We start from the raw sequence: 16,630 nt of genomic DNA, 5'->3' as shown, positions 1-16,630 counted from the left end.
GACACCGAGTTCACCCCGCTCACCGGCGTCCTCTGGAAGTTGGAACGCGCCCAGACCTACCAGAGCACGGCGATCCGAGCTGGGAGGCGTTCATCGCCGGCGACTGGGAGCGCTCGCTCGTCCTCAACGACGAGGAGCGCGACGGCGCCCGCGCCGAAGCGAAGTCTTTGCGCGAACAAGGCGTGGAGATCCGGCGGCTGCGCATTGTCGAGAAGCCCGTCACGCCCTACGTGCAGTGGGAGATGCAGTACTTCCGCATTCTCGCTGAAGAGGGCTTTTCGCTCCGCGTCCTCGAAGCCGACAGCATCGCCGACTACGAGCGCTCCGGCCCGCTACCGGACCTGAACCTCCTCGGCGAGCGCGTGCTGTACCACATCGTCCAAGAGCCCGATGGAACGCCCGCGGGAGCGCGGCGCATCGACGACCCCGACAGCATCATCGGTGTGCGCCGTGCGATGGAGTCGCTCTTCGGGCGGGCGGAGCCGGTACTGGACTACTTCCACCGGGAGATCGCCCCGCTGCCCGCGCCGACCGTCGCCCCCTGAAACCGGAGTCGGCGGCGTCGTGCGAGGTAGCCGGGGCAACCGGGGGATGAGCCGCACATCCCTGGCCGTCGTGTTCGTGCTGCTCGTCGCGGTGGCCGCATCCTTCGTCGGGCTGTCACCGCTGGTGCTCGACGTCTTCCGCGGCGGCAGCAACTACTGGGAGCGACTCAGCTTCATCGGTCAAACCTACGGCGCGGCCTCCGCGCTGCTGTCGGTGTTCGCCATCATCGGCGTGACCGCGACCCTGATCTACCAGTCGCGCGAGGTCAAAGCGGCACGGGAGGAGGCGCGCCGCAGCGCGATGGGCGACCTTCTCACGATGGCGATGGAGGATCCGGACTTCAACGAGTGCTGGGGACCGACCGGTCTCGACGAGCCGTTCAAGGACCAGCGCCAGCACATGTACGTCAACATGATCCTCCCAGTGGGAGGCGGCATACGAGACGGGAGCCCTCGGCGACAAGCGGCTGCGCGCCGTCGCCGCCGAGATTTTCCTCGGGCGGGTCGGCCGCAAGTCCTGGGAAGACGCCCGCGAGATCCGGCTTGCCACCACGGAGAACAAGCGCGCCCGCCGGTTCCACGAAGTGCTCGACGAGGCGTACCGGAGCGTCGCTCACCTGCCGATCCCGAACCCCGGCCTGCCCGCCCCACCCGCCCAGACCGAAGAGGACCGCCCCGAACCTTCGCCGCGCGCCCGCCCTCGGCGTCGCCGGATCCCGCCTGTCCTCTGGTTCCTGCTGGGTGCAGGGGCTGCGGCAACGGCGAAGGAGGCGCTGAGCACCCGGAGCCCGGGCGAAAACGGACCGGGCTTGCGCCGAGGACGTCTCCAGGCCCGGTTTCGACGCCGACTCCGTCCCTGAAGCAGGTCTTGGCGCGTCTAGAGCTTGACGACCACGACCCGGCCGCCGCAGAGGGTGCGCAGGTCGTCCTCGTCGGAGGTGAAGACGGTGACGGGTTCGCGCTGGCGGAGGGCGACGGCCGCGAGGGCGGCGTCGATCGCATGGCGGTGCCCGCGCAGGCCCGTCCCGCGCAGCAGGCCGATCGCCTCCTGCGAAAGCTCTTCGGTCACCGGTTCCACGTGGATGCGGGACAGGGTCCATTGCCATGCCGCGTGGCGAATCCTGTCGTGGTACGCCTCGATCAGCGTCATGGAGGAGGTCATCACGCGGACGCCGGCATCGTGCGCGTCCCTGAGCCTGGCGCCCATGCGGCGATCCCCCCGTGCTGCTTGGGAGAGTCCTTCACTGTCCAGGAGATAGACGTGTCCCGCGCTCATCCCGCATCACGGAGCTGCTCGTGCGCCAGTTCGGCGTGGCGGCGTTCGATCTCCCGGCGTTCGGCCGCCGCCTCGGCCAGCTCCTCCTCGGTCACCTCCCCGTACTCCGACTCCCACCACTGGACGAACTCGCCCAGCCGATCCCGCTCGTGCTGGCGCTCCAGCGCGTGGGTGACGTAGTGGCTGAAGTTCCCCGACCCGACCGTCTTTCGGATGGCCTCTGCCAGCTCCTCCGGGAGAGTGACGGTGTACTTCTTCGTGGTCATACCGTTGACCATACCATCGGGGTGGTGTGTCCCCGGATGATCGTGCTGAAAGGCCCGGATCCGCGTGCTGGATCCGGGCATCCCAGCACGACAGGTGCCCTCACAGGCGAGCGGCCGCGCGCCCTGCGAGGTCAGGTCGGCGCGAACCCGTGGTGCGGCAGCCGGTCGGCGAGGGTCGAGAAGTGGTCCAGCTTCGCCCAGGCGGCGCGGTCGCCGATCACGTACAGGCGGCGCTTGGCGCGGCTGACGGCGACGTTGACCAGATTGGGGCGTTGGGCCGCCCACTCCTTGGCGCGGGGCTTGGACGGATCGCCGCCCAGGACCAGGACGACGACGTCGGCCTCCTTGCCCTGCGTCGTGTGCACCGTGCCGGCGTTGCCGTTCGGTACGCCGCAGTCCTGCGCGATGCGGCTGGCGACTTTGGCCACCGATGCGAACGGGGAGACCACGAAGACCTCGTTCATGTCCTGGCCGCGGTCGCTGAGTTTCTGCAGAACCCGCCGCAGCGGAACCCGTTCGGATTCCACCCAATGGTCGCGCGTCTCGCCAGCCGCGGGGACGTCTACCCAGGCACTGTTCGCGATCCCCTCCAACGGCCTCCGCTCCGGGGTTCCGAACACCATCATCCCCCCGTAGGCCACCTCGTTGGAGATGTCGAACATCGGGGAGTCGCAGCGCCGGTGCACGCGCAGCGGGCAGCCCACCCACAGCGGCTCGCCCTCGGGGCCGATCAGTTCGGTGCCCAACGGCGTCACCTCGTCGGCCAACTGCTGGACCGACGTCCGCTCGGGCACCCACTTGCCTTCCACCCCGTAGTGGCGGCGCAGCGCCTCCTGCGCCGTGTAGGGCAGGCTGCAGATCGGCTCCAGTTGCAGCGGGTCGCCCACGACCACGGCCCGGCGCGATCGCCACAGTGCCCCGACGGCCTGCTGCGGTGTGGCCTGCCCGGCCTCGTCGATGAGCAGCCACCCCAGTTCCTCGCGGCCGAACGCGGAGAACTGCTTGGCGAATGAGGAGAACGTGGACGAGACCACAGGTACCACCATGAACAGGCTCCGCCAGGCGCCCAGCACCCCCTGTGCCGGTGCCTCGGCCGCCTGCCTGCCACGCAGCACCTGGTCGGCGACGGCGAGGTTCGCACGCATCTTGGATGCAGAGCACTCGATGAAGGCGCGGTGCAGCTCGACAGCGGCCAGGAAAACCCGTGTGCGGGCCGCCGTCAGTTCCGGGTCTCCCCAGATCGAGGCGAGTTCGCGGCTGTGGTCATCGGCCAGCACCTCGCTGGACGGGATGAAACCCTCCCATTCGCGCCATCCGCGATCGGTCGACTCCTTCACCGCCGTGTAGTCGCGCTCGGTCCTCTCGCGGTGGTCGACGGCGGCCGCGAGTTCGCGTTCGCCGGCCAGAACCTCCTCATCGGCCCCGTCCAGGCTCCGGGCGGACTCCTGCTCGGCCGCGCGGGCCCCGCTGAGGGACTCCTCCATGTCGCGCTGCCGGCTCTTCCACTCCCGGTGGGCGCGGTCGAGAGTGACGATCCGGCGGAGGATACCGGGCCGGAGTTCCCAATGCCGGGCCGCCGACTGCTCCCACATCCGCCAGGTCTCGCGGGCGTTGCGGTGCTGCTCGTCGGCCTTCTGACGACCTGCCCGCGCGGTGTCGCGCCTCTGCTGCGCCCGCTCGACGGCGGCGGGCGCCTCCTCGGCGGCGCGGCGGAGGTCCGCCAGGCGGTGCGTGTCCGTGACGAAGTCCCGGCGCTGCCGGCGCAGCCGCTCCACTTCGCGCTCGGCGTCGTTGAACGCCGATACCGCGGCCCGCCAGCGCTGGATCCCCCCGGCGTTCGCGCGTTTGAGCACGTCGTCCATGCCGCCGCCCGGCGGCCGCCTCCGGCCGTCCGCTTGGGGCTGCGGCGGACCGCCCTCCCAGAAGCGGCGGGCGAAGTCGAGCCGGTTGGACTGGCGCCCGAGGCGGGCGGCGAGCACGCCCCACGAGGGGCCGTCCAGTACCTTCTCGCCGACCTCGGCGAAATAGTCGGCGCTGTCGGCCCATTCCTCGGCGATCGCGTCGGCTCCCGGGATCTCGGTGGTCACGTTCTCCACCGCCCCGTTGTTCGCCGAAGCCACCACGATCTCGTGGCCGGTGAGGGGCTCAATGAGGGGGTAGACGGTGTGCGTCTTCTTCCCGGTGCGCCACGTGACCGGTGCGGAATAGGCGTCGTCGGGAGTGGCGAGCCGGGCGAGAGCCCGGGCCCGCTCCGCGACCACGTGAGCCACCAGATCGCGCAGCAGGGTGGTCTTTCCTGTGCCGGGGGGACCGTTGACGGCGAAGAGGCCGCTTCGGTCGCCGCCCAGGTGCTCGACGACGGAGTTGACCGCGACCTGCTGGCCGAACACCAGCGGATGGGCCGTCTTGGCAGGCCAGCGTGCCGCCGGCGTCCTGCCCAAGCCGGCCCGCTGTGTGCCGCTCTCCGCGCGCAGGTCGTGGCGCTTGATCCGCCTCGTCGATTCCGACGGGGAAAGGTAGCCGCGCAGCGCGGCACCGAACCGGCCGTTCCGCACCGCTGCGGCGACCCGTGCCAGGTCGTCGGCGATGCGGCTGTTGAGCATCTCTCCCACGTCGGGTGGGGGAGGCTGCTCGGGAGGCGGTTCGCATTCGCCCCGGTCGGCCGCGCGCTGGTGCATGGTGTCCTGCTGGCGGCTGTGCTCCTTCGCCGCCTGCCAGGAGGTCACCTGTTCGCTCTTCACTCGCACCAGCGGCAGGGCGAAACCGTCGATGCCGCACAGGCGCAGCGCCATCTCCGTGCACACCCGCAGGTCGGCGGCGGTAAGGGCACGGCGGTGGCCGTCGGCGGCGTTGGAGTCGGGGCGGGCGAAATCGCGGGACTGCGCGCCATCCGGGTCCGGCGGAAGGCCGCCGTTGCGGGCGAGTTTGTCGGCGGCGGTCTCCAGCAGCTCCCAGACGTCGGACAACTCCTCCGCTTCCAACGGGTCGTCGTCGAGCACGGTCAGCAGCGCCGTGCGCGCGCACTCGCCGTCGCCGGTGGCCAACCACTCGAACAGCAGGCGGAAGACGTCCTCGACGGCTTCGAAACCGACGAGCCAATCGGTCTGACCCGGCCCGGGGTCAAGGGTCTCTCCCACCGCCCATCCGCAACTGCCGAGCCCTTCGGTATCCAGTAGCGGACGGCCAGCGGAGTCGAGCACGAACGCGGCGACGGGGGCTCTTCCCAGGGGCCGCTCCTCCACGTCGCCGACGAAATCCTCGGCACCGAACTTCTCACGCAGCAGGTCACGGACGCGGTGGAGGTCGATCGCCCCGCAGTAGACGGTGTGCCGCCACTCCTTGTTGGCGGGGGCGGGTTGCTGCCTCTGGAACTGGTGGCCGGGCTGCCAGGGGAGCGGGTCTGCTCCTACCGGGTCGACGTCGGCGACGGGCAGGAACTTGCTGGCACCGACCTTCGGGAGGTCCTGCGGTAGGAAGTACTCCACGGACCGCCAGTAATCGAGCACGTCGGCCTTCTGGTGGTCGCTGTCGCCCACGCGCTCCCCATCTCTCCGTTATCAGGCGGCTCCGGACCGTTTCTAGCAGGCTGCGGGGGCGCCCGCGTCGCCGGTGCGTGGAGGTAACCGTCGGCCGAGGGCCGGGGCGGTGCGGATACCGAGGTCACAGTCGGCCCGCCCGGTCGCGGCCGGGTTCGGACACGGTACGGCGCAAGCGCCTTGGCAGCAGAAGCCAACCCGCAGTGTCCGCACGCCGTCCTACGATGGAAGCCTGCTCGCCCGCGCAACCGCGCCACCTGGTCGCCCAGCAGTTGCTCGCCCTCACCCTGCAACGCGGTACGGTCGGCGACCGGCTCTAAGCACCGGATGGAACGGCCTTGCACCGTTCGACCGGTCCCTCGACCATCTGATGGAGAACGGCCTGCTCGACTCGGACGGCGGCATGCTGTTCGTCGGCCCCGGAGCCGAACGCCGCTTCGGGCGGCGCCACTTCAGCGCGCTGACCGCCTCGTTCACCGCCCCGCCGCAGTTCACCGTGCTGGCCGGACGCCAGGAGATCGGCCGAACCGACACCGCTGTGCTCACCGAGGAGCGGGACGGGCCGCTGCTGCTTCTGCTGGGCGGGCGCAGCCGGCGGGTGACCTCCCTGGACTGGAAGCGCCGCGGGGCCTACGTCGAACCCGCCGAGGGCGGGGGAGTGGCGAGGTGGAACGGCGGCGTCGCCGGGCTTTCCGTCGAACCGACCCGCGCCATGCGCGAGGTGCTGCCGGGAGCCGAGCCACCGGTGTCATTCCCCCACCGAGCCCGCGACTCCCTGGACGGCTGGCGCCGCGACGGCGCACCCGCGGCAGCGCATCGTGACGGCACTCTCGTGACGCGCGACGGAACCGGTAGGGGCGGTGTCGAGGTGGGAAGACCGGCTATCCGGTAGGAGGCCGGGGCGAGCCGGTGCGCCGTGTCGGCGGTGGCCGGTTCGTCTCCTGCGCGCCCACGGCGTCATTGTGCTGCTGCGCCCGCGGCACCTTCGCGTCGGCATCCCAGCCACGGTCCGCGCATGCCGGCAGCGGGGCGGGTGCGTCAAGCGGGCGTACCGCTGCTGATGGATCCTGCCGCGCTGTTCCGCCGCGCGGTGCGATGGCGGTGACGGCCGCCAGGGCCAGCATCCAGGCGAGGGCTTCCACTGCCGGCTGCACCAGGATCATCGCCAGCCCGACGGCGTTCTGCCGACCCAGGCCCGCGGCGGCCTGCAGGACGAGCCACGCGTAGGGCAGCGCGGCCGCCGCCAGTTGCACGGCGAGCGCCGTCCACATCAGCCGGGCCCGGACCGGTCGGCGGCGCACCAGCAGCACCGCGCCGACCGCGAGGACCACCAGCGGCGGCCCCAGCGATCGGATGAGGGCGACCAGGGGCACACCGACGGACTCCACGCGCACGAGCTTAACGACGGCTACCGCGCGCGGTTCCGTGCGCCGCGCGCGGACCCGGTCGGCGGGGACCGCGCGGTGCCGCCGGGGCTACTCCCAGCGGAACAGCCGTGCGGCCAGCACCGCGCCGGCGGCGGCCCAGGCGGCCAGCACCGCCACGGGGCCGAGCGCGGGCGCCGCACCGTCGGCGAGCACGCCGCGCAGCCCCTCGGCGAGGGCGGTGATGGGCAGGGCCTCCACCGCGGTACCCGCCGCCTCGGGCAGCCGGTCGACCGGGAAGACGACTCCGCCCAGCCCCAGCAGCACGACGTAGACGAGGTTGGCCGCGGCCAGGGTCGCCTCGGCGCGCAGCGTCCCGGCCATCAGCAGCGCCAGCGCGGTGAAGCACGCGGTCGCCAGCAGGACCAGCAGGACGGCGTAGGCGACACCGGCCGCGTCGGCCTGCGGGCGCCAGCCCAGCGCCGCGGCGGTGGCGCAGATGAGCACGATCTGCACGGACTGCACGCCCAGCACCGCCAGCGTCTTGGCCGCCAGCAGGCCGCCGCGCGGAAGCGGGGTCGCGCCCAGCCGCTTGAGCACCCCGTAGCGGCGCTCGAACCCGGTGCCGATGGCCTGGCCGGTGAAGGCGGTGGAGAGTACGGCCAGCGCCAGGACACCCGGAGCGAGGAAGTCCACACGCGGGCCGGGGCCCAGGTCGAGCACCGGCGTGAGGCTGAACCCCGTCAGCAGCAGGAGCGGGATCACCATGGTCAGCAGCAGCTGCTCGCCGTTGCGCAGCATGATGCGCACCTCCATGGCGGCCTGCGCCCCGACCATGCGGTGCAGCGGGGCGGCCCCCGGTGCGGGAGCGAAGAGGGCGGGTGCGGTGCGGGTGCGTGGTTCGGTCATGGCTCGCGTAGGTCTCGGCCGGTGAGTTCGAGGAAGACGTCCTCCAGGCTGCGCCGCTGCACACGCAGCCCTTCGGGGGAGATGCCGTTGGCCGCGCACCAGGCGCCCACGGTGGCCACCAGTTCGGGGCCGATGCCCTCGGGCGCGTCGGCGGTGACGGCGTACTCGGTGAGCACGGCGGTGCCGCGGCGGGCCGCGCCGGGGCCCGGCCCTCCGCCGCCGCGCCGCTCGACGCCCGCCGCGGCGGGCAGCGCCGACCCCAGACCGGCGGTGTCCAGGTCGGCGTCGGCGAGGAAGCGCAGCTCCTGGCGGGACTCGGTCAGCTCGTCGGGCGCACCCGCGGCGACGGTGCGGCCGTGGTCGATGATCACCACATGGTCGGCGAGCCGCTCGGCCTCCTCCATGTAGTGGGTCGTCAGCACCACGCCGACCCCGGAGTCGCGCAGCTCGCCGATGAGGTCCCAGGTGGCGTGGCGCGCCTGCGGGTCCAGACCTGCCGTGGGCTCGTCGAGGAACACCAGCTCGGGGCGGCCGACCACGGCGGCGGCCAGGGACAGCCGCTGCTGCTGGCCGCCGGAGAGGCGCCGGAACGGCTTCGCGGCGGCGGAGACCAGGCCCAGGCGCTCCAGCAGCACCTCGGGCGGGACCGGGCCGGCGTGGAAGGAGGCCACCAGGCGCAGCCACTCGCCGGCGCGGGCGCCGGTGGGGACGCCGCCCGACTGCAGCATCACGCCCACACGCGGTTTGAGCGCGCCGGCGTCGGCGGCCGGGTCCAGGCCCAGCACACGCACGCGGCCCGCGTCGGCGCGCCGGAAGCCCTCGCAGATCTCGACCGTGCTGGTCTTGCCGGCGCCGTTGGGGCCCAGCAGCGCGGTGACCGCGCCGCGGGCCGCGGAGAACGTCAGGCCCGCCACGGCGGTTGTCGCGCCGTAGCGCTTGACCAGTTCAGTGGCCTCGACCGCGGCTGTCTCCATGGGGCCCGAGTCTATGGCGGGGCCGGGGCGGCCCCGCACCGGCCCGGCCGCAGTGCGGCGACGTGCCCCGACCGTGGTGGCGGGGGCGCCGATGACCGCGCGCGGTGCCCCGCGCGGCACCGCCGGGCGCGGGCGGGAATACCGGGCGGCCCCGGGCGTTGCCCTGACGGGTGCCCGAACGGGGATTGGGACGCCGGGCGCCGAACCCGGTGAGGCAAGGCTGTCCTGGGTGACCAACCGCATGGAGTGCCGTTTGCCTGCCGGGACTTATTTACGCCACACTGATGTTGTGAAAAACGTGGGGAACCGTCAGCAGTCCGCGGGAGGCGCCGCCGTCGGCGCGTCCGCGGCCGCTCACGGCCCCGAGCGAGGTGCCGAGAACGGTACGCGCGCACGCGTGGCACGGCTGATCCTCGAACACGGGCCCATCACCGCCGCCATGCTCGGCGAGCGGCTCGGCCTCACTCCGGCGGCGATCCGCCGCCACCTCGACAACCTGATGAACGAGGGCATGGTCGAAGCCCGCGACTCCCGCGACCGCGGGCGCCGCGGCCGCGGCAGGCCGGCCCGGGTCTTCGCCATCACCGATGCCGGACGCGACGCGTTCGTGCACGGCTACGACGACCTCGCCGCCAGTGCGCTGCGGTTCCTCGCCGAGAAGGCCGGGTCCCAGGCCGTCGCCGAGTTCGCCCGGAGCCAGGTGGCCGACCTCGAACGGCGCTACCGCCCGATGCTGGCCGCGGCACCGCCGCAGCAGCGCATCCGGCTGCTGGCCGAGGCGCTGTCCAGCGACGGCTACGCGGCGTCGGCCGGTGAGGCCCCCGCTCCGGGCGGCGGCGACCAGCTGTGCCAGCACCACTGCCCGGTGGCCCACGTCGCCACGGAGTTCCCCGAACTGTGCGAGGCCGAGGTCGAGGTCTTCGAGCGGCTGCTGGGGACCCCGGTGCGGCGGCTGGCCACCATCGCCCACGGCGACGGCGTGTGCACCACACACGTCACCCCGCGCGACATCGCCGATGCCGAGCCCCGTCCCGCCGGGAGCCCGGACCGGTCGCGCACAGATGAGAACACGCCCGCCCGTCCCGGGGCGAGGGGCGGGCGACGCCAGATGAAGGACGTCTGAGTCCAGGAGGATCCGCGTAATGACGTCTACCGCGCACCCCGAGCTCGAAGGGCTCGGCACCTACGAGTACGGCTGGGCCGACCGAGACGAGGCCGGCGCCTCCGCTCGGCGCGGCCTGAACGAAGAGGTCGTCCGCGACATCTCCGGCAAGAAGGACGAGCCGGAGTGGATGGAGAAGCTCCGTCTCAAGTCGCTGCGCCTCTTCGGCAAGAAGCCGCTGCCCGAGTGGGGCGCCGACCTCGGGGGCATCGACTTCGAGAAGATCAAGTACTTCGTGCGGTCCACCGAGCAGCAGGCCGCCTCCTGGGAGGAGCTGCCGGAGGACATCAAGAACACCTACGACAAGCTCGGGATCCCCGAGGCCGAGAAGCAGCGCCTGGTCGCCGGTGTAGCCGCGCAGTACGAGTCCGAGGTCGTGTACCACCAGATCCGCGAGGACCTGGAGCAGCAGGGCGTCCTCTTCCTGGACACCGACACCGCGCTGAAGGAGCACCCGGAGCTCTTCCAGGAGTACTTCGGCTCGGTCATCCCGCCCGGCGACAACAAGTTCTCGGCGCTCAACACCGCCGTGTGGAGCGGCGGGTCGTTCATCTACGTGCCGCCGAACGTGCACGTCGAGATCCCGCTGCAGGCCTACTTCCGGATCAACACCGAGAACATGGGCCAGTTCGAGCGGACGCTGATCATCGTCGACGAGGGCGCCTACGTCCACTACGTCGAGGGCTGCACGGCGCCGATCTACAAGACCGACTCGCTGCACTCCGCGGTCGTGGAGATCATCGTCAAGAAGAACGCCCGCTGCCGTTACACGACCATCCAGAACTGGTCGAACAACGTCTACAACCTGGTCACCAAGCGCGCCGTCGCCTACGAGGGCGCCACCATGGAGTGGATCGACGGCAACATCGGCTCCCAGGTGACGATGAAGTACCCGGCCGTCTACCTGATGGGCGAGCACGCCAAGGGCGAGACCCTCTCCGTCGCCTTCGCCGGCGAGGGCCAGCACCAGGACACCGGCTCCAAGATGGTGCACTGCGCGCCCAACACCTCCTCCACCATCGTCTCCAAGTCGGTGGCGCGCGGCGGTGGCCGCGCTTCCTACCGCGGACTGATCCAGGTGCAGGAGGGTGCCGACCACTCCAAGTCGACGGTCAAGTGCGACGCGCTGCTCATCGACACCATGAGCCGCTCGGACACCTACCCCTACAACGACATCCGCGAGGACGACGTGGAGATGGGCCACGAGGCCACCGTCTCCAAGGTCAGCGAGGACCAGCTCTTCTACCTGATGAGCCGCGGTCTGGACGAGGACGAGGCCATGGCGATGATCGTCCGCGGGTTCGTCGAGCCCATCGCGCGCGAACTCCCCATGGAGTACGCGCTGGAACTCAACCGGCTGATCGAACTGCAGATGGAAGGAGCGGTCGGTTAAGCATGGCCAGCCCCAATCTCGGAATCCGCGAGCACTCGCACGGCGGGGACATCCCGATCTCGCGCCTGGACGTGCACGGGTCCTTCGAGTCCGCGAGCTTCCCCGTGCCCAACGGGCGCGAGGAGGAGTGGCGCTTCACGCCGCTCCGCCGGCTGCGCGGCCTGCACCAGGGCCGCGAGATCGCCGACGGCACGGTCGCCGTCGAGGTCTCCGGCCCTGAGCAGGCCGTCGTCGAGCGCGTCGGACGCGACGACTCCCGCATCGGCGCGTCCTTCCTGCCCAACGACCGCGTCAGCGCGCTGGCCTGGGAGAGCTTCACCGACTTCAACCCGGCCACCGTGGTCACCGTGCCCAAGGACACCGAGCTGTCCGAGACGGTGTTCGTCAAGGTCACCGGCACCGAGCTCGGCGACGCCTACGGCCACATCCTGGTGCGCGCCGAGCAGCACTCCTCGGCCACCGTGGTCCTGGAGTACGCCGGTTCGGCCGTCTACGCCGACAACGTCGAGTTCGTCGTCGAGGACGGCGCCTCGCTGACCGTGATCAGCCTGCAGGACTGGAACGACGACGCCGTCCAGGTGTCCCACCAGTACGCCACGGTGGGCCGCGACGCCCGGTTCCGCAGCTTCGTGGTCACGCTCGGCGGCGACCTGGTCCGCCTGTCGCCCAGTGTCCGCTACAAGGGCACCGGCGGCGACGCCGAGCTGCACGGCCTGTACTTCACCGGCCGCGCCCAGCACCACGAGCACCGCTCGCTGATCGACCACAACGAGTCCAACACCCGCAGCCGCGTCGAGTACAAGGGCGCGCTCAGCGGCGAGGACGCCCACGCGGTGTGGATCGGCGACGTCATCATCGGCGAGGGCACCTCCGGCACCGACTCCTACGAGCACAACCGCAACCTGGTGCTCACCGACGGCACGAGGGTCGACTCCGTGCCGAACCTGGAGATCTTCACCGGAGAGGTCGAGGGCGCGGGCCACGCCAGCGCCAGCGGCCGGCTCGACGACATCCACCTCTTCTACCTGCAGTCGCGCGGCATCCCCGCCGACGAGGCCCGGCGTCTCGTCATCCGCGGGTACTTCCAGGAGCTCATCGGCCGCATCGAGGTCCCCGAGCTTCGCGACCGCATCATGGACGAGGTGGAGGAGAAGCTGGCCCTCCATGAGTGACGGATACACCCGGGTGTGTTCGCTGAGCGACGTCCCCGACGAGGGCGCGCTGGGCGTGGAGATCGGCGACACGCCGGTGGCGGTGGTGCGCAGCGAAGGCGAGGTCTACGCCATCAGCGACATCTGCTCCCACGCCGAGGTGAACCTGTCCGAGGGCGAGGTCGAGGACGGGACCGTCGAGTGCTGGCTGCACGGGTCCTGCTTCGACCTCGGCTCGGGCAAGCCGATCAACCCGCCGGCGACCCAACCGGTCGCCACCTACGCAGTGCAGATCGACGGCGACGACGTCCTCGTCTCGCTGGACACCCAGAGTTCAAAAGGCTGAATCGCATATGACGAAGTTCGAAATCCGCGGGGTGCGCGCCGACGTCCTCATCGGCGCCGAGGAGCGCCAGGAGATCCTCAAGGGCGTCGACCTCACCATCAACTCCGGCGAGACCCACGCCATCATGGGGCCCAACGGCTCCGGCAAGTCCACGCTCGCCTACGCCATCGCCGGCCACCCCCGCTACGAGATCACCGACGGCGAGGTGCTTCTCGACGGCGAGAACGTGCTGGAGATGAGCGTCGACGAGCGCGCCCGCGCCGGCCTGTTCCTGGCCATGCAGTACCCCGTCGAGGTTCCGGGCGTATCCATGTCCAACTTCCTGCGCAGCTCGGTCACCGCCGTGCGCGGCGAGGCGCCCAAGCTCCGCACCTTCTCCAAGGAGCTGCAGGAGACCATGGGCAACCTGGCCATCGACTCCTCCTTCGCCGCGCGCGGTGTCAACGAGGGCTTCTCCGGCGGTGAGAAGAAGCGCCACGAGATCCTCCAGCTGGAGCTGCTCAAGCCGCGCATGGCCATCCTCGACGAGACCGACTCCGGCCTCGACGTGGACGCGCTGAAGGTCGTCTCGGCCGGCATCAACCGTGCGCGCGAGACCGGCGACGTGGGCGTCATGCTGATCACCCACTACACCCGCATCCTCAACTACGTCCAGGCCGACCACGTCCACGTGTTCGCCGGCGGCCGTGTCGCCGAGTCCGGCGGGCCGGAGCTGGCCGACACCCTGGAGTCCGAGGGCTACGAGCGTTTCGCGAAGGCAGGCGCAGCGAAGTGACCACGAGCGAGCTGGGGCGCCTCGACGTCGAGGCGGTGCGGGCCGACTTCCCGGTCCTGGCCCGCACCGTCCGCGACGAGCGCCCGCTGGTGTATCTCGATTCCGGAGCGACATCGCAGAAGCCCCGGCAGGTGGTCGAGGCCGAACGGGTCTTCTACGAACGCCACAACGCGGCGGTGCACCGCGGCGCGCACCAGCTCTCCGAGGAGGCCACCGACGCCTATGAGAGCGCGCGCGCGACCATCGCGGCGTTCGTGGGTGCCCAGCCCGGCGAGGTCGTCTTCACCAAGAACGCCACCGAGGCGATCAACCTGGTGGCCTACGCCATGAGCAACGCCGCCACCGGCGGCGACGCCCACGCCCGGTTCGTCGTGGGCCCCGGCGACGAGATCCTCGTCACCGAGATGGAGCACCACGGAAATCTGGTGCCCTGGCAGCAGCTGTGCCAGCGCACCGGCGCGACGCTGCGGTGGTTCCCGGTGACCCCCGAGGGCCGGCTGGACCTGAGCGGCATCGAGGAGCTGATCAACGACCGCACCAAGCTCGTGGCGATCGCCCACCAGTCCAACGTGCTGGGCACCGTCAACCCGGTCGCCGCCATCGCCGAGCGCGCCCACGCCCACGGCGCGCTGGTGCTGGCCGACGCCGCGCAGTCGGTGCCGCACATGCCGGTCGACGTCGCCGAGCTGGGCGTGGACTTCCTCGCGTTCTCTGGGCACAAGATGCTCGGGCCGACCGGCATCGGCGTGCTGTGGGGGCGTCCGGAGCTGCTGGCGGCCATGCCGCCGTTCATCACCGGCGGGTCCATGATCGGTGTGGTCTACATGGACCACACCACCTGGGCCGACCCGCCTCAGCGCTTCGAGGCCGGGACCCCGATGGCGGCGCAGGCCGTGGGACTGGCCGCCGCGTGCGACTACCTCAGCGCGGTGGGTATGGACAAGGTGCAGGCCCACGAGCACGCTCTCACCGAGTACGCGCTCAAGCGGGTCGCCGAGGTGCCGGGCGTGCGCATCATCGGACCTGCCGACGCCGTCGACCGCGGCGGCGCGATCGCGTTCACCGTCGAGGACATCCACCCGCACGACGTGGGCCAGGTGCTCGACGACCTCGGCGTCGAGGTGCGCGTGGGCCACCACTGCGCGTGGCCCCTGCACCGCTGCTACGAGACCGTGGCCACCACGCGGGCGTCGTTCTACCTGTACAACACGTTCGCCGAAGTCGACGCCCTGGCCGAGGGAATCCGGGCCGCGCAGCGGTTCTTCGGCACCGCGGCTGCACGCTAGGAGGGGACAGGCCGCTACTATGCAGCTCGACTCCATGTACCAGGAGATCATCCTGGACCACTACCGCAACCCGCACAACAAGGGGCTGCGTGAGCCGCACGACGGCGAGGCCCACCACATCAACCCCACCTGCGGCGACGAGATCACCCTGCGCGTCCGGCTCACGCCGGCCGTCGAAGGGGGCGGACTCGACGGCGGGGCGACGGTCAGCGACGTGTCCTACGACAGCATGGGCTGCTCGATCAGCCAGGCCAGCGCCTCGGTGCTGACCGACCTGCTCATCGGGCGCAGCATCGACGAGGGCATGCGCACGCTCGACGAGTTCACCGAGCTCATGCACTCCAAGGGCCACGCCGAGCCCGACGAGGACGTGCTGGAGGACGCGGTGGCCTTCGCCGGCGTCTCGAAATACCCTGCCCGTATCAAGTGCGCCCTGCTCGCCTGGATGGCGTGGAAGGACGCGACCGCCCAGTCCCTGGAAACGGAGAAGGAGGGCGCCTCATGACCGAACAGGACTCCACCGCCACCGCACCGGAGCCCGCCGGCGGCGAGGCGTTGGCTGAGGAGATCGGCGAGGCGTTGAAGGACGTCATCGACCCCGAGCTCGGGGTCAACGTCGTCGACCTCGGTCTGCTCTACGGGGTCAACGTCGACGGGGACGTCATCACCCTGGACATGACGCTCACCAGCGCCGCCTGCCCCCTGACCGACGTCATCGAGGACCAGGCGAACACCGCGCTGGACGAGTTCGAGCGCGAGGTCAAGATCAACTGGGTCTGGATGCCCCCGTGGGGCCCGGACAAGATCACCGACGACGGCCGCGACCAGCTGCGTATGCTCGGCTTCAACGTCTGAGCACGCCCGCACCGGACCGCACCGCGTCCTCTCGCACGCTTCCCCTCGGGGCCCGGCACAGCCGACGGCCGCGGGGGGAAGCGTGCGTCTGCGGGTCGGCACGACGGGTTCGCCGCTCGATCAGCCCTGGTGCAGAGCGGGAGCGATGATCTCGACCAGGTGGTCGAACGGCGCGAAGTCGGCGATGTTCGCGGTCATGACGGCTGCGCCGTGCCGATGGGCCTGGGCCGCGATGAGGGCGTCTTTGCTGCGGACCTTTGCGCCCGTCGTCCGGGCGCAGGCGGCGACGAGGCCGTAGGAGCGGCTGGACTCGACGTCGAACTCGAGCCACTCGTATCTGAGGTCGAGCTGGTTGAGGCGGCGAGTGCGCACGGCGGCGTCGTGCGGGGTCTTCGCGGCACGGATCCCGAACTCGAGTTCGGCCCGGGACAGCATGCTCGCACTGTGAACCTGCGCCGGACCGAACAGGTACTTGTCGAGATCGATCAGGATGTTCGTGTCGAGGAGGATCACGTCTGCTCCCACGGGTCGACGAGCTCGTCGTCCATCGCGTTCTCGACATCCTCGCGCCAAGACGCTGCGTCGCGTGGACTCAAGGGACTGGCGGAGGTGATCGTCATGAGCTCGGCGCCGGAGACCCAGCGTCTCTTCTGCGCATGGTCCGGAACGAGCCGAACGCCGGTGGGACGGCCGTATGCCGTGATCTCGAACTCGTCGCCGCTCTCCAGTACGCGCTGGATCACGGTCTGGGGATTCTGCTTCAGTTCGCGTGTTCCGATGGTCTCCATGGTC

General features: G+C 70.9%; 18 protein-coding genes and 1 pseudogene. 11 read left to right on the top strand and 8 right to left on the bottom strand.

The genetic code is table 11. From position 1 onward, the window contains the following. Positions 1 to 32: 32 nt before the first annotated feature. Together RM446_RS15590 and RM446_RS24860 are read left to right on the top strand one after the other, a co-directional pair. Entirely contained in the window at positions 33 to 545 is a 513-nt protein-coding gene (locus RM446_RS15590; RefSeq protein WP_398695293.1) for a DUF6879 family protein, read from the top strand. A 46-nt stretch (positions 546 to 591) separates the two neighbouring features. Beyond that, a pseudogene (locus tag RM446_RS24860) lies at positions 592 to 1,405 on the top strand (DUF6082 family protein). A 17-nt stretch (positions 1,406 to 1,422) separates the two neighbouring features. Here the strand turns inward: RM446_RS24860 and RM446_RS15585 are convergent. The 3 genes from RM446_RS15585 to RM446_RS15575 all read right to left on the bottom strand — a co-directional run bounded on the left by RM446_RS15585 (position 1,423) and on the right by RM446_RS15575 (position 5,623). Then, the gene (locus RM446_RS15585; RefSeq protein WP_398695270.1) at positions 1,423 to 1,821 is read right to left on the bottom strand and encodes a PIN domain-containing protein; all 399 of its coding nucleotides are present in this window, start codon (positions 1,819 to 1,821) and stop codon (positions 1,423 to 1,425) included. Further along, positions 1,818 to 2,087: a CopG family transcriptional regulator gene (locus RM446_RS15580; protein ID WP_311546028.1), complete on the bottom strand. Its 270-nt coding sequence runs from the start codon at positions 2,085 to 2,087 to the stop codon at positions 1,818 to 1,820. Before RM446_RS15580 ends, RM446_RS15585 begins: the two co-directional genes overlap by 4 nt. Positions 2,088 to 2,218: 131 nt before the next feature. Next, the gene (locus tag RM446_RS15575) at positions 2,219 to 5,623 is read right to left on the bottom strand and encodes an ATP-binding protein (protein WP_311546027.1); all 3,405 of its coding nucleotides are present in this window, start codon (positions 5,621 to 5,623) and stop codon (positions 2,219 to 2,221) included. Positions 5,624 to 5,993: 370 nt separating this feature from the next. Here RM446_RS15575 and RM446_RS15570 point away from each other — a divergent pair, with 370 nt between their 5' ends. Further along, a complete protein-coding gene (locus RM446_RS15570; protein WP_311546026.1) occupies positions 5,994 to 6,515 on the top strand; it encodes a hypothetical protein in 522 nt (173 codons plus the stop codon). Here RM446_RS15570 and RM446_RS15565 read toward each other — a convergent pair. From RM446_RS15565 to RM446_RS15555, 3 genes are all read right to left on the bottom strand, one after another. After that, on the bottom strand, positions 6,505 to 7,011 hold the full coding sequence (locus RM446_RS15565) for a hypothetical protein (RefSeq protein ID WP_311546025.1): 507 nt from the start codon (positions 7,009 to 7,011) through the stop codon (positions 6,505 to 6,507). The two genes, RM446_RS15570 and RM446_RS15565, sit on opposite strands and share 11 nt — an antisense overlap. Before the next feature lie 87 nt (positions 7,012 to 7,098). Continuing rightward, on the bottom strand, positions 7,099 to 7,896 hold the full coding sequence (locus RM446_RS15560) for an ABC transporter permease (protein WP_311546024.1): 798 nt from the start codon (positions 7,894 to 7,896) through the stop codon (positions 7,099 to 7,101). Further along, on the bottom strand, positions 7,893 to 8,870 hold the full coding sequence (locus RM446_RS15555; protein ID WP_311546023.1) for an ABC transporter ATP-binding protein: 978 nt from the start codon (positions 8,868 to 8,870) through the stop codon (positions 7,893 to 7,895). The genes RM446_RS15560 and RM446_RS15555 overlap by 4 nt, the downstream gene beginning before the upstream one ends. A gap of 397 nt (positions 8,871 to 9,267) precedes the next feature. Here RM446_RS15555 and RM446_RS15550 point away from each other — a divergent pair, with 397 nt between their 5' ends. From RM446_RS15550 to RM446_RS15515, 8 genes are read left to right on the top strand one after another with little or no spacing between them, the layout of a single operon-like run. Further along, the gene (locus tag RM446_RS15550; RefSeq protein WP_398695266.1) at positions 9,268 to 9,993 is read left to right on the top strand and encodes a helix-turn-helix transcriptional regulator; all 726 of its coding nucleotides are present in this window, start codon (positions 9,268 to 9,270) and stop codon (positions 9,991 to 9,993) included. 19 nt (positions 9,994 to 10,012) lie between these two features. Further along, the gene (gene sufB / locus RM446_RS15545) at positions 10,013 to 11,425 is read left to right on the top strand and encodes a Fe-S cluster assembly protein SufB (RefSeq protein ID WP_311546022.1); all 1,413 of its coding nucleotides are present in this window, start codon (positions 10,013 to 10,015) and stop codon (positions 11,423 to 11,425) included. 2 nt (positions 11,426 to 11,427) lie between these two features. After that, positions 11,428 to 12,597 (top strand): Fe-S cluster assembly protein SufD, encoded by a 1,170-nt coding sequence (gene sufD / locus RM446_RS15540; RefSeq protein WP_311546021.1) that lies wholly within the window; start codon positions 11,428 to 11,430, stop codon positions 12,595 to 12,597. After that, positions 12,590 to 12,922, top strand: a complete 333-nt coding sequence (locus RM446_RS15535) for a non-heme iron oxygenase ferredoxin subunit (RefSeq protein ID WP_311546020.1) — start codon at positions 12,590 to 12,592, stop codon at positions 12,920 to 12,922. The genes sufD and RM446_RS15535 overlap by 8 nt, the downstream gene beginning before the upstream one ends. A 7-nt stretch (positions 12,923 to 12,929) precedes the next feature. After that, positions 12,930 to 13,697, top strand: a complete 768-nt coding sequence (sufC, locus tag RM446_RS15530) for a Fe-S cluster assembly ATPase SufC (protein WP_311546019.1) — start codon at positions 12,930 to 12,932, stop codon at positions 13,695 to 13,697. Continuing rightward, positions 13,694 to 14,983, top strand: a complete 1,290-nt coding sequence (locus RM446_RS15525; protein WP_311546018.1) for a cysteine desulfurase — start codon at positions 13,694 to 13,696, stop codon at positions 14,981 to 14,983. Before sufC ends, RM446_RS15525 begins: the two co-directional genes overlap by 4 nt. A gap of 19 nt (positions 14,984 to 15,002) precedes the next feature. Beyond that, a complete protein-coding gene (gene sufU, locus RM446_RS15520) occupies positions 15,003 to 15,488 on the top strand; it encodes a Fe-S cluster assembly sulfur transfer protein SufU (protein ID WP_311546017.1) in 486 nt (161 codons plus the stop codon). Further along, the gene (locus RM446_RS15515) at positions 15,485 to 15,838 is read left to right on the top strand and encodes a metal-sulfur cluster assembly factor (protein ID WP_311546016.1); all 354 of its coding nucleotides are present in this window, start codon (positions 15,485 to 15,487) and stop codon (positions 15,836 to 15,838) included. The genes sufU and RM446_RS15515 overlap by 4 nt, the downstream gene beginning before the upstream one ends. Before the next feature lie 120 nt (positions 15,839 to 15,958). On the opposite strand, the gene RM446_RS15510 is transcribed toward RM446_RS15515, so the two are convergent. Further along, positions 15,959 to 16,351 (bottom strand): PIN domain-containing protein, encoded by a 393-nt coding sequence (locus tag RM446_RS15510; protein WP_311546015.1) that lies wholly within the window; start codon positions 16,349 to 16,351, stop codon positions 15,959 to 15,961. After that, complete coding sequence (locus RM446_RS15505; protein ID WP_311546014.1) at positions 16,348 to 16,626, bottom strand: type II toxin-antitoxin system Phd/YefM family antitoxin; 279 nt, start codon at positions 16,624 to 16,626, stop codon at positions 16,348 to 16,350. Before RM446_RS15505 ends, RM446_RS15510 begins: the two co-directional genes overlap by 4 nt. Positions 16,627 to 16,630 lie beyond the last annotated feature (4 nt).

The sequence above is a fragment of the Streptomonospora wellingtoniae genome (assembly GCF_031845375.1).
GTDB lineage: Bacteria > Actinomycetota > Actinomycetes > Streptosporangiales > Streptosporangiaceae > Streptomonospora > Streptomonospora wellingtoniae.
The sequence above is the reverse complement of the archived record's forward strand: the minus strand, read 5'-3'. Positions and strand labels throughout refer to the sequence as shown.